Annotated in this window: 26 protein-coding genes; 17 read left to right on the top strand and 9 right to left on the bottom strand. The window is 65.8% G+C overall.

Translation table 11 applies throughout. The annotated features are described in order from the left end of the window. Positions 1-43: 43 nt before the first annotated feature. The 15 genes from AC07VL_RS04190 to AC07VL_RS04120 all read left to right on the top strand — a co-directional run bounded on the left by AC07VL_RS04190 (position 44) and on the right by AC07VL_RS04120 (position 15,687). Positions 44-1,537, top strand: coding sequence for a S41 family peptidase (locus tag AC07VL_RS04190; protein WP_494804716.1), 1,494 nt, complete (start codon positions 44-46; stop codon positions 1,535-1,537). Between the two features lie 8 nt (positions 1,538-1,545). Beyond that, positions 1,546-2,307 carry a HesA/MoeB/ThiF family protein gene (locus AC07VL_RS04185; RefSeq protein WP_494804715.1) on the top strand — a complete coding sequence of 254 codons (762 nt, stop codon included), beginning with the start codon at positions 1,546-1,548 and terminating at the stop codon, positions 2,305-2,307. Between the two features lie 94 nt (positions 2,308-2,401). Further along, the gene (gspG, locus tag AC07VL_RS04180; RefSeq protein WP_494804714.1) at positions 2,402-2,854 is read left to right on the top strand and encodes a type II secretion system major pseudopilin GspG; all 453 of its coding nucleotides are present in this window, start codon (positions 2,402-2,404) and stop codon (positions 2,852-2,854) included. Positions 2,855-2,866: 12 nt separating this feature from the next. Further along, positions 2,867-3,361, top strand: a complete 495-nt coding sequence (locus AC07VL_RS04175) for a GspH/FimT family pseudopilin (protein ID WP_494804713.1) — start codon at positions 2,867-2,869, stop codon at positions 3,359-3,361. Further along, a complete protein-coding gene (gene gspI / locus AC07VL_RS04170; RefSeq protein ID WP_494804769.1) occupies positions 3,361-3,741 on the top strand; it encodes a type II secretion system minor pseudopilin GspI in 381 nt (126 codons plus the stop codon). The genes AC07VL_RS04175 and gspI overlap by 1 nt, the downstream gene beginning before the upstream one ends. Next, a complete protein-coding gene (locus AC07VL_RS04165) occupies positions 3,741-4,361 on the top strand; it encodes a PulJ/GspJ family protein (RefSeq protein WP_494804712.1) in 621 nt (206 codons plus the stop codon). Before gspI ends, AC07VL_RS04165 begins: the two co-directional genes overlap by 1 nt. Further along, entirely contained in the window at positions 4,358-5,332 is a 975-nt protein-coding gene (gspK, locus tag AC07VL_RS04160; RefSeq protein ID WP_494804711.1) for a type II secretion system minor pseudopilin GspK, read from the top strand. Before AC07VL_RS04165 ends, gspK begins: the two co-directional genes overlap by 4 nt. A 19-nt stretch (positions 5,333-5,351) precedes the next feature. Then, positions 5,352-6,581, top strand: coding sequence for a type II secretion system protein GspL (gspL, locus tag AC07VL_RS04155; protein ID WP_494804710.1), 1,230 nt, complete (start codon positions 5,352-5,354; stop codon positions 6,579-6,581). Continuing rightward, positions 6,578-7,126, top strand: coding sequence for a type II secretion system protein M (locus AC07VL_RS04150; protein ID WP_494804709.1), 549 nt, complete (start codon positions 6,578-6,580; stop codon positions 7,124-7,126). Before gspL ends, AC07VL_RS04150 begins: the two co-directional genes overlap by 4 nt. Beyond that, positions 7,123-7,899 carry a type II secretion system protein N gene (locus AC07VL_RS04145; protein WP_494804708.1) on the top strand — a complete coding sequence of 259 codons (777 nt, stop codon included), beginning with the start codon at positions 7,123-7,125 and terminating at the stop codon, positions 7,897-7,899. The genes AC07VL_RS04150 and AC07VL_RS04145 overlap by 4 nt, the downstream gene beginning before the upstream one ends. After that, positions 7,896-10,124, top strand: coding sequence for a type II secretion system secretin GspD (gspD, locus tag AC07VL_RS04140; RefSeq protein WP_494804707.1), 2,229 nt, complete (start codon positions 7,896-7,898; stop codon positions 10,122-10,124). Before AC07VL_RS04145 ends, gspD begins: the two co-directional genes overlap by 4 nt. A gap of 10 nt (positions 10,125-10,134) precedes the next feature. Then, complete coding sequence (gspE, locus tag AC07VL_RS04135; RefSeq protein ID WP_494804706.1) at positions 10,135-11,556, top strand: type II secretion system ATPase GspE; 1,422 nt, start codon at positions 10,135-10,137, stop codon at positions 11,554-11,556. 10 nt (positions 11,557-11,566) lie between these two features. Next, positions 11,567-12,787: a type II secretion system inner membrane protein GspF gene (gspF, locus tag AC07VL_RS04130; RefSeq protein WP_494804705.1), complete on the top strand. Its 1,221-nt coding sequence runs from the start codon at positions 11,567-11,569 to the stop codon at positions 12,785-12,787. Between the two features lie 19 nt (positions 12,788-12,806). Further along, a complete protein-coding gene (locus AC07VL_RS04125; RefSeq protein ID WP_494804704.1) occupies positions 12,807-13,361 on the top strand; it encodes a type II secretion system protein N in 555 nt (184 codons plus the stop codon). A 58-nt stretch (positions 13,362-13,419) separates the two neighbouring features. After that, positions 13,420-15,687, top strand: a complete 2,268-nt coding sequence (locus tag AC07VL_RS04120) for a patatin-like phospholipase family protein (RefSeq protein WP_494804703.1) — start codon at positions 13,420-13,422, stop codon at positions 15,685-15,687. Here AC07VL_RS04120 and AC07VL_RS04115 read toward each other — a convergent pair. Then, positions 15,660-16,454: a helix-turn-helix domain-containing protein gene (locus AC07VL_RS04115; protein WP_290603201.1), complete on the bottom strand. Its 795-nt coding sequence runs from the start codon at positions 16,452-16,454 to the stop codon at positions 15,660-15,662. The two genes, AC07VL_RS04120 and AC07VL_RS04115, sit on opposite strands and share 28 nt — an antisense overlap. A gap of 180 nt (positions 16,455-16,634) precedes the next feature. Here AC07VL_RS04115 and AC07VL_RS04110 point away from each other — a divergent pair, with 180 nt between their 5' ends. After that, positions 16,635-17,255, top strand: coding sequence for an outer membrane protein (locus AC07VL_RS04110; RefSeq protein ID WP_494804702.1), 621 nt, complete (start codon positions 16,635-16,637; stop codon positions 17,253-17,255). A 65-nt stretch (positions 17,256-17,320) separates the two neighbouring features. On the opposite strand, the gene AC07VL_RS04105 is transcribed toward AC07VL_RS04110, so the two are convergent. The 8 genes from AC07VL_RS04105 to AC07VL_RS04070 all read right to left on the bottom strand — a co-directional run bounded on the left by AC07VL_RS04105 (position 17,321) and on the right by AC07VL_RS04070 (position 24,740). Next, positions 17,321-17,515 carry a hypothetical protein gene (locus AC07VL_RS04105; RefSeq protein WP_494804701.1) on the bottom strand — a complete coding sequence of 65 codons (195 nt, stop codon included), beginning with the start codon at positions 17,513-17,515 and terminating at the stop codon, positions 17,321-17,323. 15 nt (positions 17,516-17,530) lie between these two features. Further along, positions 17,531-18,883 carry an ATP-dependent protease ATPase subunit HslU gene (gene hslU / locus AC07VL_RS04100; protein ID WP_494804768.1) on the bottom strand — a complete coding sequence of 451 codons (1,353 nt, stop codon included), beginning with the start codon at positions 18,881-18,883 and terminating at the stop codon, positions 17,531-17,533. A gap of 43 nt (positions 18,884-18,926) precedes the next feature. Then, positions 18,927-19,463 carry an ATP-dependent protease subunit HslV gene (hslV, locus tag AC07VL_RS04095; protein WP_034753065.1) on the bottom strand — a complete coding sequence of 179 codons (537 nt, stop codon included), beginning with the start codon at positions 19,461-19,463 and terminating at the stop codon, positions 18,927-18,929. 224 nt (positions 19,464-19,687) lie between these two features. Continuing rightward, positions 19,688-20,140 (bottom strand): RNA polymerase-binding protein DksA, encoded by a 453-nt coding sequence (dksA, locus tag AC07VL_RS04090; protein WP_494804700.1) that lies wholly within the window; start codon positions 20,138-20,140, stop codon positions 19,688-19,690. Between the two features lie 481 nt (positions 20,141-20,621). After that, entirely contained in the window at positions 20,622-21,710 is a 1,089-nt protein-coding gene (locus tag AC07VL_RS04085; RefSeq protein WP_494804699.1) for a CobW family GTP-binding protein, read from the bottom strand. 137 nt (positions 21,711-21,847) lie between these two features. Continuing rightward, entirely contained in the window at positions 21,848-22,795 is a 948-nt protein-coding gene (locus AC07VL_RS04080; protein WP_494804698.1) for a tyrosine recombinase XerC, read from the bottom strand. Positions 22,796-22,802: 7 nt separating this feature from the next. Next, positions 22,803-23,480, bottom strand: a complete 678-nt coding sequence (locus AC07VL_RS04075) for a DUF484 family protein (RefSeq protein WP_494804697.1) — start codon at positions 23,478-23,480, stop codon at positions 22,803-22,805. A gap of 180 nt (positions 23,481-23,660) precedes the next feature. Next, complete coding sequence (locus tag AC07VL_RS04070; protein ID WP_494804696.1) at positions 23,661-24,740, bottom strand: porin; 1,080 nt, start codon at positions 24,738-24,740, stop codon at positions 23,661-23,663. 416 nt (positions 24,741-25,156) lie between these two features. Between AC07VL_RS04070 and AC07VL_RS04065 the strand changes: the two genes are divergently transcribed. Further along, positions 25,157-26,677, top strand: coding sequence for a tetratricopeptide repeat protein (locus AC07VL_RS04065; protein WP_494804695.1), 1,521 nt, complete (start codon positions 25,157-25,159; stop codon positions 26,675-26,677). The last annotated feature ends 3 nt before the right edge of the window (positions 26,678-26,680 follow it).

The following is a 26,680-nucleotide window of genomic DNA, read 5'->3' as shown; positions in this document are numbered from 1 at the left end:
CCCACCATTGCTGCAGCATCGAATTGTAGATTGCGAAGAACATATGGGCATCAAAGTCAAAAGTATCGGCCTCATCGGTCTGGGCGTGCTGGCCGGCATCGGCATGTCGCTGCAATTCCCCGCCGTGGCGCAGAAAATCACGAATGCCCCGCTGCCGCTCGACGAGCTGCGCCAGCTGTCCGACGTGTTCGGCCTGATCAAGTCCGATTACGTCGAGAAAGTGGACGACAAGAAACTCCTGACGGAAGCCATTTCCGGCATGGTGTCTTCGCTGGACCCGCATTCCGTGTACCTGGATAAAAATGCCTTCAAGGAAATGCGCGAAAGCGTGCAGGGCAAGTTCGTCGGCATCGGCATCGAAGTGAGCATGGAAGACGGCTACGTGAAGGTCGTCTCGCCCATCGAGGACAGCCCCGCCGCCAAGGCCGGCATCCAGGCGGGCGATTTCATCACCCGCCTCGACAATCTGCCGCTCAAGGGCATGCAGCTGGAAGAGGTCATCAAGAAGATGCGGGGCCAGCCCGGCAGCAAGCTGGTGCTGACCATGTCGCGCAAGGGCGAGAGCAAGCCGCTCGTCTTCCCCATCGTGCGCGAGGAAATCCGCGTGCAGAGCGTCAAGGCCAGGATGGTCGCGCCCGGCTATGCCTGGCTGCGCATCGCCCAGTTCCAGGAACCGACCGTCGATGACATGGTCAAGAAGATCAATGCCCTGTACGCGCAAGACCCCAAGCTCAAGGGCCTGGTGCTGGACTTGCGCAATGACCCCGGAGGCGTCGTGCCGGGCGCCATCGGCGTGGCGACAGCATTTCTACCAGGCAACTCCGTCATCGTCTCGACCAAGGGCCAGTTGCCGGAATCGAAACAGGTGTTCTATGGCCGCCGCGAATTCTATGCGCCGCCGGGCGCCAAGGCCGATCCGCTGGCCAAGCTGCCGGCCGCGCTGAAAACCGTGCCGCTGGTGGTGCTGGTCAATGCCGGTTCCGCCTCCGCCTCGGAAATCGTCGCCGGCGCCCTGCAGGATTACCAGCGCGCCACCGTCATCGGCACGCAGACCTTCGGCAAGGGTTCCGTGCAAACCTTGCGCCAGATCACGGCCGACACGGCCGTCAAGCTGACGACGGCCCGCTACTACACGCCGAAAGGCCGGGCCATCCAGGCGCGCGGCATCGTGCCCGACCTGCTGGTCGATGAAACGGCCGAGGGCGACGGCTGGAACAGCCTGCGCGTGCGCGAGGCGGACCTGGAAAAACACCTGAGCAGCGACGACGGCAAGCCGGAAGCGGCCAAGCCGACCATGGAAGGCATGCACGAGCAGCTGGAAGCAGAGCAGCGGCTGATCGCCACGGCGAAGAAGCGCAAGCCGCTCGAATACGGCGCCAAGGATGATTTCCAGCTGCAGCAGGCCTTGAATCACTTCCAGGGCTTGCCGGTGCAGCTGGCCAAGGCCGATGCCAAGGTGGAGAAGATCGGCGCCAAGCCGGAAATTGCTTCCGACATCAAGGCGGACGACAAGAAGATTCCCGTGCAAAAACCGTAGTCGCCGCCATGAACGACCATCAGCTGCTGCGCTATTCGCGCCATATCCTGTTAGACGAGATCGGCATCGAAGGCCAGCAAGCCCTGCTGGACGCGCATGTGCTGGTGATCGGCGCGGGCGGCCTCGGTTCGCCGGCCGCCATGTACCTGGCCGCCGGCGGCGTGGGCAAGCTGACCCTGGTCGATGACGACACGGTCGATCTGACCAATCTGCAGCGCCAGATCGCCCACACCACGCAGCGCGTGGGCCAGCCGAAAGTGGCTTCGGCGCGCGAAACCTTGACCGGCATCAACCCCGAAATCGACATCGTGGCCTTGCAGGAGCGCCTCGACGGGGCGCGCCTGGCCGAACTGGTCTGCTCCAGCACGGTAGTGCTCGACTGCACGGACAACTTCGCCACGCGCCATGCCGTCAACCGCGCCTGCGTGGCGGCCGGGGTGCCGCTGGTATCGGGCGCCGTGATCCGCTTCGACGGGCAAGTGAGCGTGTTCGACCCGCGCACGGGCACCCAGCCCTGCTATTGCTGCCTGTTTCCAGAGGACCAGCAGTTCACGGATGAGGCGTGTTCGACCATGGGCGTGTTCGCGCCGCTGGTGGGCGTGGTGGGCGCCATGCAGGCGGCCGAGGCGCTGAAACTGGTGATGGGCGTGGGGGAATCGCTGGCGGGGCGCCTGCTGCTGCTCGACGGCCTGCACATGGAATGGAGCAGCATGCGCGTGGCGCGCGACCCCGGCTGCGCCGTCTGCGGCGAAGTGGTCTTGTCGCCCTGAAAACCCGGCGCAGAATTTTTTCCCCATATGACAGGCTTTGTCATATTTCCGCTTTATACTCTGCCTTCATTACTCACCTTCTTCTCTCTTTCTTATGCAAAACGCAGCAAACCATCCGACACGCCAGCGCCGCGCGCGTGGCTTCACCTTGATCGAAATCATGGTCGTGGTGGTGATCATGGGCATCCTCGCCTCGCTGGTGGTGCCCAAGCTGATCGCCCGCACGGGCGAGTCCAAAGTGGCCGCCGCGAAAGTCGACATCGCCACCGTGATGCAGGCCCTGAAACTGTACCGCCTGGACAACCAGCGCTATCCGACCACCGAGCAGGGCTTGCAGGCGCTGATCGAAAAACCGACGACGGGACCGGCCGCGAACGGCTGGAAGGCGGGCGGCTACCTGGAAAAGATGCCGAAAGATCCATGGGGCAACCCGTACCAGTACCTGTCGCCGGGCATCAAAGGCGAAGTCGACATCATTTCGCTGGGTGCCGATGGCCAGCCCGGCGGTAGCGGCGACGATGCCGATATCGGCTCGTGGGAACTGTAAGTTTTCCATTGCATGCCTGCCATGACCACCGGCCGCGCAGTGCCCCGGCGACGCGCCAGCGGCTTTACGCTGATCGAACTGCTGGTGGTGATGGTCATTATCGGCGTCACCCTGGGCCTCGTGTCGCTGAACGCCATGCCGAACGGGCAGCAGGCGCTGCAGAAGGAAGCCGAGCGCATCGCCCTGCTGCTGCAGCTGGCGCGCGATGAAGCCATCGTGCGCAGCCGGCAGGTGGCGTTCGAGGCGGATGAAAATCAATACCGCTTCCTGGTGCTCAATGAAAAGCTGTGGCAGCCCGTGACGCAGGACGATCTGCTGCGCGAGCGGGCGTTTGCCAACACGCCCATGCTGCTCAGCGTGCAGCCCTCGAACAGCGTGGCCCAGCCGCTGCGCATCGTCTTCGGCCGCGAACCGGTCGACAAGCCCTTTGTCCTGACCCTGGCCAGCGGCGAGCGCAGCGTGGCCATCCGCGCCGACGGCATCGGCCACTTCACGGTCGAGCAATGATGGCCTTTACCCGACAACCTCGCCAGCGCGGCTTCACTTTGCTGGAAGTCCTGGTGGCCCTCGTCATCGTCGGCACGGCCCTGGGCGCGTCTCTGCGCGCCGTGGGCAGCCTGACGCAGAACAGCGATGGCTTGCGCAGCGCCATGATGGCCACCTGGTCGGCGGAAAACCACCTCGTGCGCCTGCGCCTGGCGAAAACCTTCCCGCAGACGGGCAAGCGCACGGTCGACTGCCCGCAGGGCGACCTGAAACTGATTTGCGAGGAAGAAGTGGTGGCCACGCCGAATCCCCGCATCCGGCAAGTGCGCGTGAACGTGTATGACGCGCAATATCCCGCGCGGCGCATCGTGCGCCTGGTCTTGCTTTCCTTTAACGACTGATGGCGCGCCGCCCGCTCTCCGCCGGTTTCACGCTGATCGAGCTGCTCGTGGCGATCGGCATCCTGGCCATGGTCGCCGTGCTGGGCTGGCGCGGCCTGGACAGCATCGTGCGCTCGCGCGAAGTGCTGACGGGCCAGCTGGAGCAGGCGCGCGGCATGCAGCTGGCCTTTGCCCAGATGCAAAGCGACTGCGACCACCTGGCCGGCGCCGGGCAGAACAACAGTCTGCTCAATGGCCGCACCAACCTGACGGCCGAGAATGACCGCCTGACCCTGGTGCGCCTGGCCGCCTCGGAACAGGAGCCGCAACAGTTGCAAGTGGTCACTTACCGCCTGCGCGGCGGCGTGCTGACGCGGCGCGAGTCGAACGGCACGCGCGACCTGGCCGTGCTCGACACCCTGTGGCAGGCGGCGCGCGACGATACGGATACTTCCAGCGCCGACGTGGCCCTGATGCGCGGCGTCGACAGCATGGTCATGCGCGGCTGGAGCAATGGCGCCTGGACCGTGCTGACGGCGGGCGCCACCATTTCCACGCAGGTGCCGGGCCTGGAAGTGACCCTGCAGATGCCGGGCCAGGACGCGGGCCTGTCCAAGGTCTTTTTACTGGGGCCGGGATGAAGCGCTTTTCGCTCCCCGCGCGCCAGCGCGGCGTGGCCGTCATCACGGCCTTGCTGCTGACGGCGCTGGCCATCACCGTCGTCGCCAGCCTGTTCTGGCAGCAACAGGTGCAGGTGCGCTCGATGGAAAACCAGCGCCTGCGCCTGCAGACGCAGTGGGCCATGCGCGGCATGGTCGACTTCGCCCGCTTCTGGCTGCGCCAGGACAATCCCTCGCTGACGGCCCTCGACGGCGTGTGGGCCACGCCCATCGAGGAAGCCCGGCTCGACGATTACGTGGACCGGGAAAAGGTCGACACGGAAAAATTCGACGCCACCGTCTCGGGCCGCGCGCTCGATGCGCAGGCGCGTTTCAATATCACCAATCTGGCCACCGCCACGGGCATCGTCAGCCAGGCCTACGTGCAGGCCTACCAGCGATTGCTGTCGAACTTGCAGCTCGATAGTTCCCTGGCGCAGGCCACGGCCGATGCCGTGCTGCGCGCGCGGCCGAGACCGCGCGCCCCCGACAGCGGCACCGATGGCAAGACGCCCGCCATCCCTGCCGCAACGGGCGGCGGCAGCGAGCCGCTGGCCTTCACGCAAGTCGAGGATTTGCTGGCCGTGCCCGGCTATACGCCACAGATCATAGAAAAGCTGCGCGATTTCATCATCGTGCTGCCGGAAATCACGCCCGTGAACGTGAATACGGCACCGGCCGAGGTGCTGGCGGCCGTGACGATGATGTCGCTGTCCGAGGCCAGCGCCCTGACCCTGAGCAATCCGCGTAAAAAGTTTGTCGATAAGTTAAATTTCCAGAATAATATTAATGCCGCATTGATTGAAGGCGTGGAGCTGGACGTGAAGAGCCGCTACTTCCTCACCGTCATCCGCGTGCGCCTGGACCGCGCCGCCCTCGACGCCGTGGCCCTTGTCAATCGAAAAACGGATCCGCAGCGCACCACCAGCCTGGTCTGGCTGCGGGAAAATTAACCCCTGAAAGCGAGTCATTTTGACAACTTTGTATATCCGTCACCCGGCCAAGGCATCCACCGACAGCGCGCCTGCCTGCTCCTTCGTGCTGGCTGGCGACGGCGGCGCCTTGCTGCAGCAGGGCAGCGCCCCGCTGGGTAGCCTGGGCCAGCTGATCGCCGGCGCGAAGCAGGTGGTGCTGCTGCTGGCGGCGGCCGACGTGACCCTGCTGCGCCTGAAAACCCCGCCGCTGGCCGGCGCCCGCCTGCGCGCGGCCTTGCCGGGCCTGGTGGAAGAACACATCCTGGGCGATGCCCAGGATTGCCTGCTGGCCGCCGGTGCGCCCGACGCCGCCGGCATGCGCACGGTGGCCGTGGCGCAGCGCGCCTGGGCCGAGGTGCTGGTCAAGGCCTTGCTGGCGCAGGGCGCGCGCAAGGTGGCGCTGCTGCCATCGCAGCTGTGCCTGCCTTTGCAGCCGGGCGGCGTGACGGCATCCCTGCAGCCGGCCGGTACCGGCCTGGAACTGGCCCTGCGCCAGGCGCCGCAGGAGGGCCTGGGCCTGGTGCTGCCGGCCCAGCCGCAGCAGGCGCTGCTGGCAACGCGTGCCTTTGCCGGCGACGTGCCCCTGACGGTCTACGTGGCGCCAGCCGAGCTTGCGCAATATCAACAGCTGGCCGCCGGCATGGACGGGGTGACGATCGAGCCCGATCACTGGGCGCACTGGATCGCCGGCGCCAGGGGCGCGGCGCTGGACCTGGCTGCCGCGCTGGGCACGGCCACGGGATCGGCCGCCGACTGGCGCCGCTGGCGCTGGCCCATCCGCCTGGCCCTGCTGACGCTGGTCGTCAACCTGGCCGGCATGAATATCGAATGGATGCGCCTGAAGCGCGAGGTGGCCACCGTGCGCACCTCGATGCAGCAAACCTTCAAGGCCGCGTATCCGAACGAGGCGCCCGTGTTTGGCCTGGAAGCGGAGCAGATGCGGCGCAATATCGCAGCGGCCAAGCTGCAGGGCGGCCAGGCCAGCATGGATGACTTCACCAGCATGAGCGCGGCCCTGGGCGAGGCGCTGGGCGGCCTGGCCGGGCGCGGCGTGGTGGCGTCGCTGGAGTACCGCGACCGCAGCCTGATCGTCAAGCTCAAGCCGGACATGGTCGATGCCAGCGCCCAGGCGCAGGTGCGCGACGGCCTGGCCGCGCGCAAGCTGGCCTTGAATGAAACGGCGCCGGGCGTGTGGAAGATCAGCCTGGCCACGGGAGCAAAAGCATGAGTACAGCCGTCAACAAGATCCGCGCCGCGCTGGCGGGGCAGCAACAGGCCGTGCAGGCTTTCTGGGCCGAACGCACGCCGCAGGAGCGCAAGCTCTTGACCATCGGTGGCGTGGTGGCGGGCCTGGCCCTCGTCTATGCCGTGTTTTTCGAGCCGGCCTGGACGGGCCGCGCGGAATTGCAGAAGAGCTTGCCCGAGCTGCGCCAGAACGCGGCGCAATTGCAGGCGCTGGCGCGCGAAGCGGGCGAGCTGGCGCGCCAGGCGCCCGTGCAGGTGGCCCCCATGAGCCGCGCCAGCCTGGACGCGTCGCTCAAGGCGCGTGGCTTGACGCCGCAATCGCTGTCGCTGACGGGTGAATATGCGCGCGTGCAGTTGAATGGCGTGCCGTTTGCCAGCGTCATGCTGTGGCTGGACGGCTTGCGCCGCGAAGGGCGCATCGCCGTGCAGGAAGCCACCATCACGGCGCAGACGGTGCAGGACAAGGCGGTGGCGGGCCAGGTGAACGCCACCTTCAGCCTGCACCAGAGCCCGGGCGCGACGCGATGATGCGCGTGCTCGGATGGCTGCTGGCCATCGTCGCCAGCGTCTGCATCACCCTGCTGGTGTTTTTCCCGGCCGGCTGGGTGGCGGGCATCGTGGAAAAGCAGACGGGCGGGCGTTTGACCTTGGGCGACGCGCAGGGTACCCTGTGGCGCGGCTCGGCCTTTATTGGCGGGGCGGCCAGCACGAATGGCGCCGTGACGCCGCTGCTGCCGGGACGCTTCAGCTGGCGCATCTCGCCGTCGGTACTGTGGGGCGTGGCGGACGTGGAGCTGCAGAACCCGCAGGCGCTGTCGCAGCCCGTCAACCTGCGCGGTTCCTGGTCGCACTGGCAGGTCAGTCCGGCGGCCCTGCTGCTGCCGGCCGATGGCCTGGGCGGCCTCGGTGCACCGTTAAATACCGTGGCGCCGACGGGCAGCATGCGCCTGTCGTGGAGCACCCTGGAGCTGGCCCTGGAGCAGCGGCAGTTTTCCGCCATCGGCCGCACCACCCTGCAGATGACGGACATGGCGTCGCGCCTGTCGTCCCTGCGTCCGCTGGGCAGTTATGAACTCGATTTCGATTGGCAGGGGCAGCAGGCGGCATTGACCTTGCGCTCCCTCAAGGGACCGCTGCTGCTGGACGGCAGCGGCAGCCTGAATCAGGGGCGCATGCAGTTTTCCGGCCAGGCCCAGGCCGCAGCAGGATATGAAGAGACCTTGGCGAGTTTGTTGAATTTGCTGGGACAGCGCCGTAGCAATAGCGAAAAAAACATCATCGCCTTAGAGTTTAGACAATGAAAAAACCATCCGTGAGCCCAAATACCTTCTCCTTCTCGCTGCGCCGCCTGTCGGCCGCCGCCCTGCTGTGCTGTTCCGTGGCCGGCATGCCGGCGCCCGCCTGGTCCGCGCCCGGCGACGAGGCGGCGCTCAACTTCGTCGGCGCCGACATCGAGTCGGTGATCAAGGCGGTGGGCCATTACACCAACATCAACTTCGTCATCGATCCCCGCGTCAAGGGCACGATTACCCTGGTGTCGGAAAAATCCATCAGCAAGACGCAGGCCTTCGGGCTGCTGGCTTCCGCCTTGCGCCTGCAGGGCTATGCGGTGGTCTCCGGCGACGGCTACGCGAAAGTGGTGCCGGAAGCGGACGCCAAGCTGCAGTCCGTGCCGACCCAGGTCGGCAACGGCAGCAGCCAGGTGAAGGGCGACCAGATCGCCACCCAGGTGTTTTACCTGAACTACGAATCGTCGGCCAACCTGCTGGCCGTGCTGCGGCCCCTGATTTCGCCGAATAACACGATCAATGCCAACCCGGGCAACAACTCGCTGGTGATCACCGACTACGCGGATAACCTCAAGCGCCTGGCGAAGATCATCGCCGCGCTCGACGTGCCCGCCTCGACGGACCTGGACGTGATCCCCGTGCGCTATGCCATCGCCTCCGACCTGGCCTCGATGGTCAACAAGCTGATGGAAGGCGGCGGCGGTGGCGCTGGCGCGGCGGGCGACGCGGGCAAGGTTTCCGTGCTGGCCGATCCGCGTACCAATTCGCTGGTGCTGCGCGCGCCGTCGGCGGCGCGCGCCAACCTGGCCAAGTCGCTGATCTCCAAGCTGGACCAGCCCACCACCCAGCTGGGCAACGTGCACGTCGTGTACCTCAAAAATGCGGACGCCACCAAGCTGGCGCAGACCCTGCGCTCGGTCGTCACGTCGGACGGCACGGCCGCCACGGCGCAGCAGGGCACGAGCAACCTCGCCACGAACAACCAGCTCAGCCAGAACAACAGCGGCATGAACAGCACTGGCCTGGGCGGCAATACGCAAAGCGGCACCTCGGGCGGCGCTTCGCTGAGCAACGGCCCGCAGCAGCTGTCTTCGGGCGGCGCGGCCGGCTTCATCCAGGCCGATGCCTCGACGAATACCCTGATCCTGACGTGCAACGAGGCCGTCTACCGCAACCTGCGCGCCGTGATCGACCAGCTCGACGTGCGCCGTGCCCAGGTCTACATCGAAGCGCTGATCGTGGAAGTGACGTCGTCCAAGGCGTCCGAATTCGGCGTGCAGTGGCTGGGGCTTTCCGGCGACAGCACCAGCAATTACCGCGTGGGCGCGCTGCAGTCGTTCGCCGCGGGCACCACCAACAATATCGGCGCCATCGCCACGGGCGGCGGCAAGGTCTTGCCGACCGGCGGCCTGACGGTCGGCATCTTCAAGCAGATCAACGGCGCGCTGGGCCTGGGCGCCGTGGCGCATGCGCTGGAATCGGACGGCAACGCCAACATCCTGTCGACGCCGAACCTGATCACCCTGGACAACGAGCTGGCGACCATCAAGGTGGGCCAGAACGTGCCTATCCTGACGGGCCAGTACACCAGCACGGCCGGCACCAACACGAATCCGTTCCAGACCATCGACCGCAAGGAAGTGGGCCTGACCCTGAAGGTGCGCCCGCAGATTTCCGAAGGCGGCACCATCAAGCTGGGCATCTATCACGAGACGTCGAGCGTGGACAAATCCACGGCGTCGGCCGTCAGCGGCATCACCATCAACAACCGCGTAATCGAAAACAATGTGCTGGCCGACGATGGCCAGATCATCGTCTTGGGCGGCCTGATCGAGGACACCACGGGCGACAACGCGGAAAAGGTGCGCGGCCTGGGTGACATTCCCCTGATCGGCAACCTGTTCAAGTACCAGACGCGCGAGCGCACGAAAACCAACCTGATGATCTTCCTGCGCCCCGTCATCGTGCGCAACAAGGAGCAGAGCGGCAGCCTGGCGGCCGACCGCTACGACTACATGCGTTCGGCCGAGACGGCCGCCGTGCCGGCCACGGGCAACCTGATGCTGAAGGACCTGGGCACGCCCGTGCTGCCGGCCCTGCAGGATGGCCAGCCCGTGGGCGGCAACATGGTGACGCGCCCCGTGCCGCCGGCGCCGACGCCGCCGCCAGGCGCGCCGGCCAACGCGGCCACGCCGCCGTCGCTGCTGCAGCAGTATCAGCAACAGCCGCAGAAGTGATGGGACGGTGATGAGCAATCTGCTTCCCTACGCCTACGCGCGCGATTTCGGCCTGCTGGCCCGGCCCGGCGCCGTCGACGGCGCCCCTGTCGAAGTGCTGGTGGCGGCATCGACGGCGCCGGCGGCCATTGCCGAGGTGTCGCGCCGTTTCGGCCAGATTCAATTGACGGTGCTGCCGCGCGCCGACCTCGATGCGGAGATTGCCGGCGCCTACGCGGGCGGCGGCGGCGACGCCTCGCAGATGGCCGATGAATTCGACGCCGACCTCGATCTGACCAAGCTGCTGCAGGACGTGCCGGCCATCGAGGACTTGCTCGAGTCGTCCGACGACGCGCCCGTCATCCGCATGATCAACGCCTTGCTGACGCAGGCGCTGCGCGAAGGCGCGTCCGACATCCACATCGAGCCGTTCGAGCAAACCTCCGTCGTGCGCTTCCGCATCGACGGCAGCCTGCGCGACGTCGTGCGCCCGCGCAAAGCCATCCACGGCTCGCTGATTTCGCGCATCAAGATCATGGCGCAGCTCGACATCGCGGAAAAACGCCTGCCGCAGGACGGCCGCATCACCCTGCGCGTGGGCGGCAAACCCGTCGACGTGCGCGTCTCGACCCTGCCCACGGGCCATGGCGAACGGGCCGTGCTGCGCTTGCTGGACAAGGAAGCGGGCCGCCTCGACCTGCAGCACCTGGGCATGAGCGCGCCCATGCTGGCGCAGTTCGATGGCCTGATCACGCAGCCGCACGGCATCGTGCTCGTCACGGGCCCCACCGGCTCGGGCAAGACGACCACCCTGTACGCGGCGCTGTCGATGCTCAACGCCACCACCACCAACATCCTGACGGTGGAAGACCCGATCGAGTACGACCTGGCCGGCGTGGGCCAGACGCAAGTCAATCCGCGCATCGACATGACCTTCGCCAAGGCCTTGCGCGCGATCCTGCGGCAGGACCCGGACGTGATCATGATCGGCGAGATCCGCGACCTGGAAACGGCGCAGATCGCCGTGCAGGCCTCGCTGACGGGCCACCTGGTGCTGGCGACCTTGCATACCAACGATGCATCGGCGGCCGTCACGCGCCTGCTGGACATGGGCATCGAGCCTTTCCTGCTGTCGTCGTCGCTCTTGGGCGTGCTGGCGCAGCGCCTGGTGCGCAAGCTGTGCGGCTCCTGCAAGACCTTCGACGGACAGTACTGGCAGGCGGTCGGCTGCGAGCATTGCGGCCAGACGGGCTACCAGGGCCGGGTCGGCGTGTACGAGCTGCTGCGCACGACGGAGCAGATCCGCGCGCAGATCCACAACCGGGCCTCGGAAGCGGACGTGCGCGCCGTCGCCCTGCAGGACGGCATGACGGGCATGCGCGAGGATGGCGAACGCTGGCTGCGCGACGGCACCACCACGCAGGCAGAATTGCTGCGCGTGACCAAAGACTAGGCCCGCCACCATGCCCGCATTCCGTTATGAAGCCGTCGACGCCCTGGGCGCCACCCGCAAGGGCGTGCTCAATGCCGACAGTCCCCGTTCCGCGCGCGCCGAGCTGCGCGTGCAAGGCCTGGTGCCGCTGGCCGTCGAGCAGATCGCCGCGCAGGTCGACGCCGCCGGCGTGACCCGCCGGCGCGGCTTCGGCGAGCGCCTGTCCAGCACCGAACTGGCCCTGTTCACGCGCCAGCTGGCCAGCCTGCTGGAAGCGGGCCTGCCGCTGGAGCAGGCGTTTTCCGCGCTGCTGGAACAGGCCGAGCGGCCGTATCTGCGCGACCTGATCGCGTCGATCCGCTCCGAAGTGATCGGCGGCGCCGCGTTTTCCGACGTGCTGGCGCGCCATCCGCGCGATTTCGCGGAAATCTACCGCGCTCTCGTGGCGTCGGGCGAGCAGATCGGCCATCTGTCGCGCGTGCTGTCGCGCCTGGCCGACTACATCGAGCGGCGCAATGCGCTCGTGCAGAAGGTCAAGCTGGCCTTCACCTATCCGGCCATCGTCACGGTGGTGGCGTTTTCCATCGTGATTTTCCTGCTCACCTACGTGGTGCCGCAGATCGTTTCCGTGTTCGCCAACACCAAGCAGAAGCTGCCCATGCTGACGGTGATCATGCTGGCGCTGTCGGACTTCGTGCGCCATTACGGCATCATCGTGGCCGTGGCCCTGGCCGGCGCCTGGTTCGCCTGGCGCCGCGCCCTGCAGCAGCCGGCCCTGAAGCGGCGCTGGCATACGTGGCTGCTGACGGCGCCCTTGTACGGCAAGTTCGAGCGCAGCCTGAACACGGCGCGCTTCGCCAGCACCCTGGCCATCACCACGGGTTCCGGCGTGCCGATCCTGCGCGCGCTCGACACCAGCCGCGATACCTTGACGAACGTGGCGATGCAGGAGCTGGTGGCGGATGCCAGCGGCGCCGTGCGCGAGGGCGTGAGCCTGGCGCGCGCGCTGTCGGCGCAAAAGCATTTCCCGCCCATGCTGATCCACATGATACGCGCTGGCGAAATCACGGGCGAGCTGCCGGCCATGCTCGAGCGCGCCGCCAGCGCGCAGGAGCAGGACCTGGAGCGCCGCACGCTGACCATCGCCGGCCTGCTGGAGCCGGCCCTGATCCTGGCCATGGGCGTGGTGGTGCTGCTGATCGTGCTGGCCGTATTGATGCCGATTATCGAGATTAATCAATTGGTGCGTTAAGAGAAATATCAAGGAAGCCATGAAGCGTTTGCCCCAATTTACAAGTTTGCTCGCCGTCGTGGCGCTGTCCGTATCGCTGGCCTACTGGGCCATGCAGCTGTTCAAGGCACCGCAACGCCCCATCAATCCACCTGCCGTGCCGGTGGTGCAGGATGCCAGCGTGGAGGCGGGCGCCTCGCTGTTCGGCGGCCAGGTCAGCGTGGCCACGGCCAGCAACTACCAGCTCAAGGGCGTGGTGGCGGCGGAGAACGGACGCCGCAGCGTGGCCATCATCTCGACGGACGGCAAGCCCTCCGTGGCCGTGCCGGAAGGCGCCGAGGTGGTGCCCGGCGTGACGGTGCAGGAAGTGCATGCGCGCCACGTGCTGCTGCGCGATGGCGGCGTGAGCAAGCGCATCGACCTGGTGGCCGATGACAAGGCGCTGGCCTTGCCGGCGCAGGTCGCGGCCGCCCCGGCGCCCGCGCCGGCGGCGAACCTGGTGCCGCCGCCCTTGCCGACGGAAGCGCAGCGCCCGGCCGTGCAGATGCCGGCGCCGCCGCAAGTGACGGCCGTTCCGCCACCGCCGTCGAATTAAGGCCGTTCTTATTGTATTTTGCTGACGGCGCCATGCCGCCGTCACCACAGGAGTCTTCATGTTCTCGATCCGTGCCGTCCTGGCAGCAGGCTGCGTGGCGGCGCTGTGCGCCCTGCCGCAAGCTGGCGCCGCCGCCGATATTCCCGCCGCCGTGCCTGTTCCCGTATCCGCGCAGGCCGCGCCCGCGCCCGCGCCCGCGCCCGCGCGCCCGCGTATCGCCCTGGTGCTGTCGGGTGGCGGCGCGCGCGGCCTGGCGCATATCGGCGTCTTGAAAGTGCTGCAGGAGCTGCATGTGCCGGTCGACATGGTGGTCGGCACGAGCATGGGCGGCGTGGTGGGCGGCGCCTATGCGGCCGGCGCCTCCGTCGCGGACCTGGAAAAGATGGCGCGCGAAACCAACTGGGCGCGCGTGGTGGCCGACCGTCCGCCGCGCGACGAACTGGCCTTCCGCCGCCGCGAGGAAGATTTGCTGCTGCCTTCGCGCATCGAATTTGGCCTCAGCCGCAACGGTATTTCCACGCCGCCGGCCGCGGCCAGCAATGCGGCGCTGGAAATGGCCTTGAACCGCCTGCTGCCCGCCGGCATGCGCGACCGCCCGGCCAGCCAGTTGCCCTTGCCCTTCCGTTCCGTGGCGTCGGACCTGGTCAGCGGCGAACTGGTGGAGCTGGTCGACACGCCGCTGTTCCTCTCGATGCGTGCCTCGCTGGCCGTGCCGGGCGTGTTTTCTCCCGTGCGCGTGAATAACCGCCTGGTGGTCGATGGGGGGCTGGTGCGCAACCTGCCCGTCGACATGGCGCGCGCCATGGGCGCCGATATCGTCATTGCCGTCAACGTGGGCACGCCGCTGGCGCCGGAAAAGGACCTGGGCAGCGCCATCGGCGTGGCGCAGCAGATGCTGCAGATCCTCACGGAGCAGAACGTGCAGCGCTCGCTGAAGGAATTGCGGCCGCAGGATATCCTGGTGGCGCCGGACCTGACGGGCGTGAGCTTCCTCGATTTCGAGAACTATGCGCGCGCCATGCGCGCCGGCGAGCAGGCGGCGCAGGCGCTGGCCGCCCGCCTGGCGCCGCTGGCCCTGCCGCCGGAGCAGTATGCTGCGCGCGAGCAGCTGCGCCTGGCCGCGCCGGCCCTGCTGGACGTGGCCTTGCCGCTCACGCGCCTGGCCGTGGAAAGCGAGGGCGACATCAACCCGCGCATCCTGCAGGCGCAATCGGGTCTGGTGGAAGGGCAGGCGGTCAGCCAGGAAGACGTGCTCAAGGCGGCCGCCAGGCTGTATGGCCGCGGCGACGTGGCGCGCGTGGAAACGGAAGTGGTCGACGCGGGCGACCAGCGCACGGTCAACATCAAGGCCGTCGAGGCGCCGTGGGCCAGCAACCGCCTGCGCGTGGGCCTGGAGCTGTCCAGCGACTTCAGGGACAGCAACAGCTTCGCCCTGAAGCTGCTGCATGTGCGCTCGAACCTGAACAGCTGGGGCGGCGAGCTGCGCAGCACGGCGCAGATCGGCAACGCGCGCGGCTTCGGCGTGCAGTACTGGCAGCCGCTGGGCGCCGGCAACCCGTGGTATATCGCGCCGCAGCTGCAGTACACCTCGTCGGCGATGGACCTGTTCGACCAGGGGCGGCGCAGCGCGCGCCTGGCGTACAACGGCCAGGCGGGGGCGCTGATCCTGGGACGCGAGTTCGGCAACTGGGGCGACCTGCAGTTCGGCGTCACGCGCAGCGAGGTCAAGGGCAAGCTGGCGATTCCGGCCGACCCCACGCTGCCGGAGTCGCGCGCGCTGGGCACGACGCAGTTCGTGCAGTTCCGCGCCGATACGCTCGATTCGCCCGGCTTTCCCACGCGCGGCGTGCTGTTCGACGCCACCTGGACGCGCGCCTCGACCACGGGCTCGGGCGAAGCGGCCCTGGGCCGCTCCTCGGTCACGGCGCTGAAGGCTTTCGGCTACGGCAACTGGGCCGGTCACGTGTATGGCGAGTGGGCGCGGGCCCAGCGCGGCGAAGCGCCGCTCAGCCTGGGCGGCTTCCTGCGCCTGTCCGGCACGGAATTTGAATCCGTGAGCGGGCGCAGCATCGCCCTGGCCCGCGTGGTGATGGCGCGCCGCATCGGCTCCCTGCCGAGTACCCTGGGCGGCGCCGTGCGGGCCGGCTTTTCGCTGGAAATGGGCGGCGGCTTCGACCAGAGCGAGCGCTGGAAAGCCAGCAAGTTCACGCAGGCCAGCAGCGCCTTCATCTCCGTCGATACCCGCTTCGGTCCCGTGTACATGGCTTCGGGCGCCTCGAAGGGCGGCGAGAGCACCTTCTATCTGTTCCTGGGCCCCGTCTGGTAACTGGCGCCCGGCGTGGCGGGCAGGGCGCTGGCCGGGTTGCGCCGCAGGGCCGTGAAGGCGGCAAATTCCCATGAGCGGAAGCCCAGCAGCAGGGTGAAGCCGTCGCGCTCTTGCGGTGCCAGGCGCCGGTCGTTCTGGTGCAGGCGCGCCAGTTCCTCGGCCAGCTGGCGGATCTTTTGCACCAGCTCCTGCGCGCTCGACAGCGACAGGCGGGCGGGGATGCACATCAGGGTTTCGCCGGCGCCGTCGAAATGCCCGCTGAAGTAATCGGCCACCACATATTCGCGGAAGTACTGCTGCACGGGTCCGTCGGCCAGCCAGTGGAAGGCGTTCGAGACGCGCAGGCTGTAGCGGTTCAGCGGCTTGAGCTCGATCAAGCCCAGGCGGTCCAGTTCGGCCAGGCAGCCGATGCATTCGGCCTGCGTCAACGCATATGTTTCCACCACCTGTTCCAGGCTCCAGTGGCCCAGGCAGCAGATCGCCACGAGCAGCAGGCGCGGATGCGCCACCAGCGACTTTTCCTGCACCAGGGTGAGCGTGTCGGCGTGCGGCGTGATGTCGGCCGCGCCGCGCAGCACGTCTTCCATGGCGATGCCGGAGGCCTTGCAGATCAGGGCCAGGCGCGACAGCGACATGTCGTGCTGGCCGAACATGCGCTTGACGCTCGACTCGCTCATGCCGATGCGCTCGGCCAGAACCTTATAAGTGATGCCGGCGGCGCGCAATTGGGTGCGCAGCACGCGTAAAACCAGTTCAGGCGAACTCACGATATATCCTTTTTACAAGTTTGGTAGCGGATGCCGGTACCGAATGTAGCCCGTAATGGCACTTTGCACAAGGTGATAGTACTTTGGCGCAAAAGCGATGACACTCCCGTTGGTGGCGCCGAAGCGTGGTTCACGCAGTGCGCTACAACCAGGCAATCCACCCACTTGTAGAGGTTATCCATGTTCCCAACTTTCCGTTTTCCCGCAGCATTACTGGCGCTGGCCGCCATCGCTCCCCTGCATGCCTCGGCTGCCGCAGCCGATCCTGCGCCGGGCCCCGTCTACGCGGGCGCCAGCTACGGCTTTCGCGCCAATACCGGCCTTGATTGCGTGCCAGGACAAGCCGATTGCGACAAAAGCAGCAAGCGCAATGGCAAGGCCTACGTGGGCTACAGTTTCAACGCGTTGCCGTTTCAGGGCGGCGTGGCCCTGCCTGCGATTGAACTGGTGGGGTACACGGGCGGCGAGGTCACATCCGGTTTTGACACGGGCGCCGGCAAGGCGGCAGGGCGCGGCAAGTTCACGGGCGCCGGCGTGCAGGGCGTGCTCGGCTACCAGTTCGACGCGTTTACGCTGAGCGGGCGCGCCGGCGTGGCCTACACGCAGGGCAAGGTCGATTATCTGGGCGGCGGTTCCGACAAGAAGAACAAGGCTGGCCTGATCTACGGCATCGGCACGGCGTATGCGCTGAACCAGAACTGGTCGCTGCACCTCGACTGGGACCGCGTGCCCGTCAAGTACAACGACAAGCAAACGACCAAGGTCGACATGTTTTCGCTGGGCGCGTCCTACCGTTTCTGACGGCAGGCGGCTGGCAAGGATGGCCTGATGGCGGACGCCCCGGGAGCGGGGTGTCCGCGGGCGGCCTATTTGTCCGTTTCTACCTTCAGCAGCAGTTTCGCCAGCAGGCGTTTTTCCTGCTGGCGCTGGCCCGAGACGGTTTTCACATGCGCCCCGGCGCTGCGCTGCAGGGCGGCGCTGGCCACGGGGTTGCGCGGTTTTTGCGAGGGTTCGACGCGGAACTGCATCTTCTGCCGCGTCGCCAATGCCTTGTTTGCCATCGGTCCCCTCCTTGACTACAGCACGTAGCGCGACAGGTCTTCGTTGACCGACAACGCTTCCAGGCGTTCGTTGACGTAGGCGGCATCGATCACCAGCAGGTTTTCCGTGCTGCTGCTGCCTTCGCTGGCCGTAAACGACACTTCTTCCAGCAGTTTTTCCATCACCGTGTGCAGGCGGCGCGCGCCGATGTTTTCCGTGCGCTCGTTGACCGAGTAGGCGATTTCCGCCAGGCGCGTGATGCCTTCCGGCGCAAATTGCAGCTTCAGGTTTTCCGTCGCCAGCAAGGCTTCGTACTGCATCGTCAGGCAGGCGTCGGTGCTCGTCAGGATGCGTTCGAAGTCCGCAATCGACAGCGATTCCAGTTCCACGCGGATGGGGAAGCGCCCCTGCAGCTCGGGAATCAGGTCGGACGGTTTCGACAGGTGGAAGGCGCCCGAGGCGATGAACAGGATGTGGTCCGTGCGTATCATGCCGTACTTGGTGTTGACGGTCGTGCCCTCGACCAGCGGCAGCAGGTCGCGCTGCACGCCGGCGCGCGAGACGTCGGCGCCGCCGGATTCCGAGCGCGAGGCGATCTTGTCGATTTCATCGAGGAAGACGATGCCGTTCTGTTCGACGTTCTGGATGGCCTTCTGTTTCAGCTCGTCCTCGTTGACCAGCTTGGCCGCTTCTTCCTCGACCAGCAGCTTCAAGGCTTCGCGGATCTTGACCTTGCGCGCCTTCTTGCGCTGCCCGCCCACGCCGGAGAACATGGACTTGATCTGCTCCGTCATCTCTTCCATGCCCGGCGGCGCCATGATTTCCATCTGCGGGCCCGTTTCGGCCAGCTCGATCTCGATTTCCTTGTCATCGAGCTCGCCCTGGCGCAAGCGCTTGCGGAAGGTCTGGCGCGTGCTGTCGCCGCTGCCGTTGTCCACGGCCGCCGCCGTATTCGGCGTGAAGCCGAAGTCGCGCGCCGGCGGCACGAGGATGTCGATGATGCGGTCTTCCGCCGCGTCTTCGGCGCGGGCGCGCACTTTCTTCATTTCCAGCGCGCGCGTCTGCTTGATGCCGATGTCGATCAGGTCGCGGATGATGGTGTCGACGTCGCGGCCTACATAACCGACTTCGGTGAACTTGGTCGCTTCGATCTTGATGAAGGGCGCCTCGGCCAGCTTGGCCAGGCGGCGCGCGATTTCCGTCTTGCCGACGCCCGTGGGGCCGATCATCAGGATGTTCTTGGGCGTGATTTCATGGCGCAGGGGCTCGGCCACCTGCTGGCGGCGCCAGCGGTTGCGCAGGGCGATGGCGACGGCGCGCTTGGCCTTGGCCTGGCCCACCACGTGCTTGTCGAGTTCGGTGACGATTTCCGCCGGGGTCATGTTCATGATCATGGTTGGCTTTCTATTCTGTGCTGGGACGCGCCTGGACTCAGTCCAGGGTCTCGATGATGTGGGACATGTTGGTGTAGATACAGAGTTCCGCGGCGATGGTCAGCGATTTCTTGACCACGTCGGCCGGCGACAAGTCCGTGTTTTCCTGCAACGCCTTGGCGGCGGACTGGGCGTAGGTACCGCCCGAGCCGATGGCGCCGATGCCGTCTTCCGGTTCCAGCACGTCGCCATTGCCCGTGATGACCAGGGTCGATTCGCTGTCGGCTACCAGCAGCATGGCTTCCAGGCGGCGCAGCACGCGGTCCGTGCGCCAGTCCTTGGCCAGTTCGACGGAGGCGCGCAGCAGGTTGCCCTGGTGTTTTTCCAGCTTGCCTTCGAAGCGGTCGAGCAGGGTGAAGGCGTCGGCCGTGCCGCCGGCGAAGCCGACCAAAACCTTGCCCTGGTACAACTTGCGCACCTTGCGGGCCGTGCCCTTCATGACGATGTTGCCCAAGGTAACTTGTCCATCGCCGCCCAGGGCCACTTGCTTGCCGCGCCGGACGCAGAGGATGGTGGTGCCGTGAAATTGTTCCATATTGACCTCAAAAGTTTCATGCCGATGCGTGCAGCGTCATGCGCTTGCGCGCCCATGGCTCAAAAGTGGGGATGGAAAAGGCAATTGCAAGCGCCGCTTGCCGCTGCCGTGCCTGCTTCAGTGTAGCTGGCGCGGGGCGAAAAAAAAGCACGCATCCGGAGAGTGCGTGCTTTTTCATGCGACGTCGCGCGGCCGCCGGGGCGGCTTGCGCGGGGGGGCGGCGATCAGTCGCCGTAGAGTTTCTGCTTCAGCTCGCGCCGTTGCTGGGCTTCCAGCGACAGGGTGGCGGTCGGACGGGCGATCAGGCGCGGGATGCCGATAGGCTCGCCCGTTTCTTCGCACCAGCCATAGTCGCCGGCGTCAATGCTGGCGATCGATTGTTGTACTTTCTTCAGCAATTTGCGCTCGCGGTCGCGCGTGCGCAGTTCCAGCGCATGCTCTTCCTCGATGGTGGCGCGGTCGGCAGGGTCCGGTACGAGCACGGTTTCACGCAAGTGTTCCGTGGTTTCGCCGGCGTTTTTCAGCAGATCTTTTTCAAGCTGTTGCAAACGTGCCTTGAAGAATGCCAGTTGTGCCGGATTCATGTAGTCATCGTCGCTCATGGCGCGAATTTGCTCTTCGCTGATGAGAGGGATGTCTTGGTTGGCGGCCGGGGTCGATTTATTAGTTTTGGTCATGACTTCGCTTACCTTCGATACGACAGAGTTTTCAAATTGATCAGTTGATGCGGCGATGCCGAGCAACTGTACAGGTTCCGCTGGGCATTGCTGTCCGGATGTACTGCTTGCGACCTTGGCTTGCCGGCGGCGGCCAGGACTACCGGCCGGCTATATTTGCCATGTTGATAACTTTTTACCGCTCTATGCCAGTCGCGCTGCGCGCGCGTTACAGGCGTGTTGGGTGGATCGGTTGCATGCCTGGCATGCGGCCAGCGGCAGTTTGCCAGCATTTCATGACAGGCGAACGACAAGGGCCGTTTTCGTCGCTGATTTTGGCACGCTTTGCTTTATATTGCCATCCCGATTTGTTGCCTAGCCGATCAGGAACGGCGACTTGTTGGTTTATGCCAGCAAGATTGGTGTCGGACAGCGGGAAAGCGTGCTTAACTTTCCCTTTTGTTTCTGCTTTGCAACGGATACTTTGCAAAACCCGGCTAGTTTATACCAAACATTGTTCGAGTCCGCGAATAAAAATGTCTTTTGGTAGATTTTTGCCAATAAAGACCATTTTGCTGCCGCGTACTTCGTTTTCGCCCCATTTGGCGCCCAGGTCGCTGCCCATCAGCTGGTGCACGCCCTGGAAGACCACCTTGCGCTCGGCGCCCTGCATCAGCAGCACGCCCTTGTAGCGCAGCATGCGCGGGCCATACACCTGCACCAGGCCGCCCAGGAACTCGTCGAGCTTGGCGCTGTCGAACGGTTGCGTGCTCTTGAAAACGAAGGCGGCGATGTCGTCGCTGTGCTGGGCATGGTGGTGGTCGGCATGGCCGCAGTCGGTGGCGCAGGCGTCGCTGTGTTCATGCTGGTGCGCATGGGCGTGCTCCTGGCCATGCTCGTGCGCATGGTCATGGTCGTGGACATGCGCTGTTTCCGTGGCCAGGAAATCCGGGTCCAGTTCCAGCTTTTCGTTCAGGTTGAAGCCGCGGATGTCGAGCACCTCGGCCAGCGGGGCGCGGCCGAAATCGACCTTGGCGATGGGCGCGCGCGGGTTGATGCGCTTCAGGCGGCGCGTCAGGACGGCCACGTCCTCCTCACTGACGAGGTCGGTTTTCGACAGCAGCAGCTTGTCGGCGAAGCCCACTTGCCGCTGGGCTTCCTCGTATTCGTCGAGTTGCTTCATGGCATGGCGCGCATCGACCACCGTGAGGATGGCGTCGAGCATGTAGTGGCTGCCCACTTCCTCGTCGACGAAGAAGGTCTGCGCCACGGGGCCGGGATTGGCCAGGCCCGTCGTTTCGATGACGACGCGGTCGAACGCCAGCAGGCCGGCGTCGCGCTTGCGCGCCAGTTCCGTCAGGCCCACGATCAGGTCGCCGCGCACGGTGCAGCAGATGCAGCCGTTGTTCATCTCGATGATGTGCTCGTTGCTATCCTGCACCAGGATCTCGTTGTCGATGTTTTCCTGGCCAAACTCGTTTTCGATCACGGCGATGCGCATGCCATGCTCTTCCTGCAGTATGCGGTTGAGCAAGGTGGTTTTGCCGGCGCCGAGGAAGCCGGTGAGTATGGTGGTGGGAATCATTGCCATGAGAATGCCTATGCTGGAATCAGGGGTGCCGCCGCGCAAGCGGTCGAATGCGGACGATTATGCCGGAATTTTGCAAAAGCTTGCAAATGGGGGCCGGTTCGCTTGATATGCATCAGGCCGGACGGCGGGCAGGGTGTCTACTTGGCCTTGGCGCGGGGGTGGGCCTGGTCGTAGACGTGGGCCAGGTGCTGGAAATCGAGGGCCGTGTAGACCTGGGTCGAGGTGATGCTGGAATGGCCCAGCATTTCCTGCACGGCGCGCAGGTCGCCCGACGATTGCAGTACGTGCGAGGCAAACGAGTGGCGCAGCACGTGCGGGTGCACATTGGCGGGAATCTCCGTCGCCAGCGCGTGCGCCTTCAGGCGCAGTTGCAGCACGCGGGGCGAGATGCGCGTGCCGCGCGTGCTGAGGAACAGGGCGGCGCTGCCGTCGGCCGCCGGCTGGCGCACGGCCAGCCAGGTGCTCAGGGCCACGAGGGCGGCCTTGCCGACAGGCACCTTGCGCATCTTGCTGCCCTTGCCCGTGACGATGACCTCGAAGCTGGCCATGTCGAGCCAGCCCTGCGAGGCGGGCTGGCCGTTTTCGGCCTTGCAGTAATGGGTGTCCAGGCTGGTCAGCTCGGAGACGCGCAAGCCGCTCGAATACAGCAGCTCGAACATGGCGCGGTTGCACAGCTGTTCCGGCTCGGCGCCACCCTGCTGGTGCGGCGCGGGCGCCACGAGGCGCACGGCATCGTCCACCGACAGGGCTTTCGGCAAGGTACGGGCCCGCTTGGGCGCGCGGATGCCGTCGACGGGGTTGGCGTCGAGTGCCGTTTCACCGCTGAGCCAGTTGAAAAATCCCCGCCAGGACGACAGCTTGCGGGCGATCGAGCGTGGGTCGAGGCCGCCAGCGTGCAGCTTGGCCGCGTAGCGGCGCACATCGTTGTGGGCGAGGGCCGTCCAGGGCGCATCGCCGCTCAGGGCCAGCAAGGCGCGCAGGTCGCGCCCGTAGGCGTCCAGCGTGTGCGGCGACAGCTTGCGCTGCGTGGCCAGCTGGGCCAGGTAGGCATCCAGCCAGTCGGTCTTGCCGCGCGCCGCATGCATGGCGTGCTCAGGCCGGCGAGCCGGCGCGCAGGTGCGCCAGGGCGGCGCTGGCCGTGGCACCGATGTGCACGAGGAAGTCCGTGCCCATGCTGGAGGTAAACCGTTCGCTGTCGGGCGAACCGAGCACCAGCAGGCCGAAGGTGCCGGTGGTGCCGGGCGCGCGCAGGGCGATCATGACGGTCGATTCGATCTTGTCCGCCTGCAGCCAGTGCACGGCTTCGAAATCGCGGTTGCTGCCGCAGTACGGCGCCTGCAGGCTGTTGGCGAACATGCGCACGTCGGCCGTGACGTCTTCCGTGAACCAGCCGCTGGCGTGTTCCGGCAGCACTTGCCACAGGCGCAGGCTGACGTGGGGCACGCCGAAACTGCTTTGCAGCGCATCGACGAGCACGCGCGGCATGTTGGCATCGCTGCGCACCTGCAGCATGGCCTGGTTCCAGCCGTGGAACTTGCTGGCGATGTCGCCATTTTCCTCGGCCAGGCGGCTCAGCTTGGACATGCGCAGTTCCAGCGCCTTGTACTTGTCGCGCATCACTTCCATCTGCCGCTCCTGCAGCGAGATGGTGCGTCCCGTCAGCGGGCTGCTCAGCCTGACCTCACCGAGCAGGGCGGTATGCTCTTCGAAGAAATTCGGATGCTCGCTCAGATACTGGGCGACGGTGCTGGAATCGAGAGTGGCGGTCATTGAGAATGTCTGTCAGTGAAAGTTGAACGCTTCATTCTAACCGAGAGTGCCGCGCCATAGGCGCAAAGGGCGCGGCACCGATGTATTTTCCACGCGCCCATGAAAAAGGCGGCATGGTGCCCATGCCGCCCGCTGTTCCATGGTCGTCAGCCCACCCGCAAGGGGTGGGCCGCAGCGCCATTAGAAGTTGTGATGCACGCCTACGCCGATGTAGTTGACCGACGTGGTGTTGTTGTAGTTGGTGACGCTAGCCGATTTCTTGTTCGAAATATCTGCGTACAGGTAGGTACGCTTCGACAGGTTGTAATCGTAGCCCAGCGATGCCTGTTTGGTCTTGGCGACGCCATCCGGCGTTTTTTGACCGTAGCCAGCGCGTACCTTGCCTGGGCCCACATCGTAGTTCATGCCCAGCACCCACGATTTGGTGTCGGTGTTGATGATCTTGAAGTCGCCGTCATCCTGGTGCTGGTACGTTGCCATCAGTTTCAATTCCGTGACGGGATTGAACGAGGCGCCGATCGACCACAGCTTGGCTTGCACGCCATTGCGCTCGTAGGCGGCCATGGCGGCAAATTGCGCGTAGTTGTAGGTCAGCGAGACCGAGTACGGGCTCGACGCCGGTGCCACGTTGGCTGGCAGCGCGTAGTTGCCGCTGGCATTCGTCGTCAGGTTAGGCACGGTCGCGGCGACGGCGGCGTTGTTGTTCGCTTCCTTGGCGGCCACGGTGGCGTTGAACTGGAAGCCGGCGATGACTGGCGAGTTGTAGAACGCGGCGTTCGAGAAGCGGTTTTTCGAGTTGCCCGGGGCGCTCAGCGGATCGCTGGTGTAGCCGGCCACGGTCAGGTCGGTCTGGAAACCGGCTGGCGTCGGCATGCCCGACCACGGTTCAAACGCGGTGCTCGTTTCCTGGAAGGCGGTCAGGCCACGGCCCAGGCGCACGGTACCGAAGTCGCCTTGCAGGCCGACGCGGCTCTGGCCCTGGAACAGGGGACGCGAATTGGTGCCCGAGGTGTTTTCGATGGTGCCGGTATCGGATTCATAGCGAATTTCCAGTTGGAAAATAGCTTTCAAGCCATTGCCCAGATCTTCCGTGCCCTTGAAGCCCAGTTTGTTGTTGTCGCGTTTGGTCACGATGGCGGAATTACCAGTCGCCTTGGCCACGCCTGCATCGATCGTGCCGTAGATTTGAACGGACGACTGCGCTTGTGCGGTTGCGGCGAAAGCGCCGAAGAGTGCGAGGGCAACGAGTGATTTTTTCATGTCTTATTCCCTATTAAAAGTGAGTTCCGTCCGAGATCCGAGCAGATTGAAAGGCATTAACGATCGCGTTTCGATGAATGAACCTTAATTCGTTGGCACGCAAGACGTGCGGGATTGGTCAAATATGCGTGAAAAGGTTGGTGGAAAGCGTCATAAATCCATGACCCTGTTGTATTTTTGTAACGCGCGATTTCTGCCGACCGTATGCTTGAGGCAAGCGTTTTCCCATTGCCACGGTAGCGGCACGTCGCCATATTGACTTGTTGATGGGTAGGCATTGTTGCGTTGGATCAAGTTCTTGCGCCGGCTTTGGCGGATTTCCCACACAAGGACGGTACACTAGGGGACGGCCTGCATTGACGGGCCTGGAGACGGCTTACACATTATTAGAATCATTGACTCAATATCGAGAATCGATGGCAAATCGCGAAACATTAGGATTGATCAAGGGGGCGCGGGCGGGCGATGTGGCCTGCCAGCTGGCATTGGGAAGGGTGTATCTGTTCGGGCAGGGCGTGCCGCAGAGCCTGCCCACGGCCTTGCACTGGCTGGCGCGGGCCGCCCAGGAAGGCAGCCAGGAAGCGTGCATGCTGATCGGCACGCACGTGCCTTTCGAGGTGGCGCGGCCGGCGGCCCAGGCCCTGATTCCGTATTATGCGCAAGCCTTCGATGCGGGGCTGGCGCAGGCCGGGCTGGTGCTGGCGCAACTGGTGCTGGGCCATCCGGGCAGCTGCGACACCTTGCGGGCCACGGCGCGCCGGGGACTGGAAGCGGCGGCGGCGGCCGGTTTGCCCGATGCCCGCTGGCTGTTGTCCCTGCAGGACGGCGCGGCTGCGCCGCTGGCCCGGCATGCGGCCGAGCCTGCCAGCAACATCGACGTCACCCTGTACGCGGCCCTGGAGCAGGCGTGGAGCAGCGGTGACCATGCCGGCTTCCTGGCGCAGGGCTTGCCGCTGGCGCGCGAGCTGTTGCAGCGCCAGGCGGCGGCCGGTGCGCGCACCCTCGCGCTCGACGCGCAGCAGGTGCTGCTGCTGTCGCGCTGCGCCCAGGCGCTGGCCCCCGCTGGCGATGCCGAAGGCTGGCAGTGCTGCGAACTGGCCGCGCATGGCGGCGACCGCACGGCGCAGCTGGAACTGGGACTCGGCTATGCGCGCATGGATGCGCGGGGCCAGCGCCTGGCCACGCGCCATGGCGCCGCCAACTTCAAGCGGGCCGTGCGCTGGCTGACGCAGGCCGGCGAACAGGGCCTGGCCGAAGCCTGGTTCGTGCTGTCGCGCATCTATACGAAACCGGAATTTTCCCAGCGCAATGTGGTCGAAGCCCATTGCTGCCTGGAACGTGCTGCCGACCTGGGCCATGCCCCGGCCCAGCTCGAATGTGGCATGCATGCCTGGCGCAACCGGCGCGAAGGCGTCAACAGCGACGTGCGGGCCGCTTACTGGCTGCTGCAGGCGCAGGCGCAAGGCAGCCGCGAAGCGGAGGCGGCGCTGGCGCGCATTGCGCCGCGCGGCGAGCCGGGCGACTGGGGCCAGTGCGGCGCCGTGCATGCGGGCGCGGACCTGCGCCAACTGGGGCAGAATCACCCCTTGCTGGCGGCGCGGCTGGAACTGGCGCGCTGGTTTCACCTGTCGCGCGCCGAAGCCCTGCTGCTCGACGTGCATGCGGCCGACCAGGGCCACTGCCTGCTGGTCGATATCAGCGCCACGCATGGACGGGGCAAGCGGCGCCTGGTGCTGGTCCGCACGGCGCAGGAACGCCAGGTGCTCGACCAGGTGGCGCGCCTGTTCGAGCGCGTCGACTGTGGCGTGACTGGCCCGGAAGGCAATTACCGGCAGCGGCTGTACCGCCTGAAGTGCTACCTGACGGAACTGGAGTTGTCGCAGGAACAGATACCGCAGGAACCTGCGCCGCAGGAGCGGCAGTTCCTGGCGGCTTGAGGC

The sequence above is a fragment of the Janthinobacterium sp. GW821-FHT03C08 genome (assembly GCF_059420905.1).
This window is presented reverse-complemented; position numbering and strand designations above follow the sequence as displayed.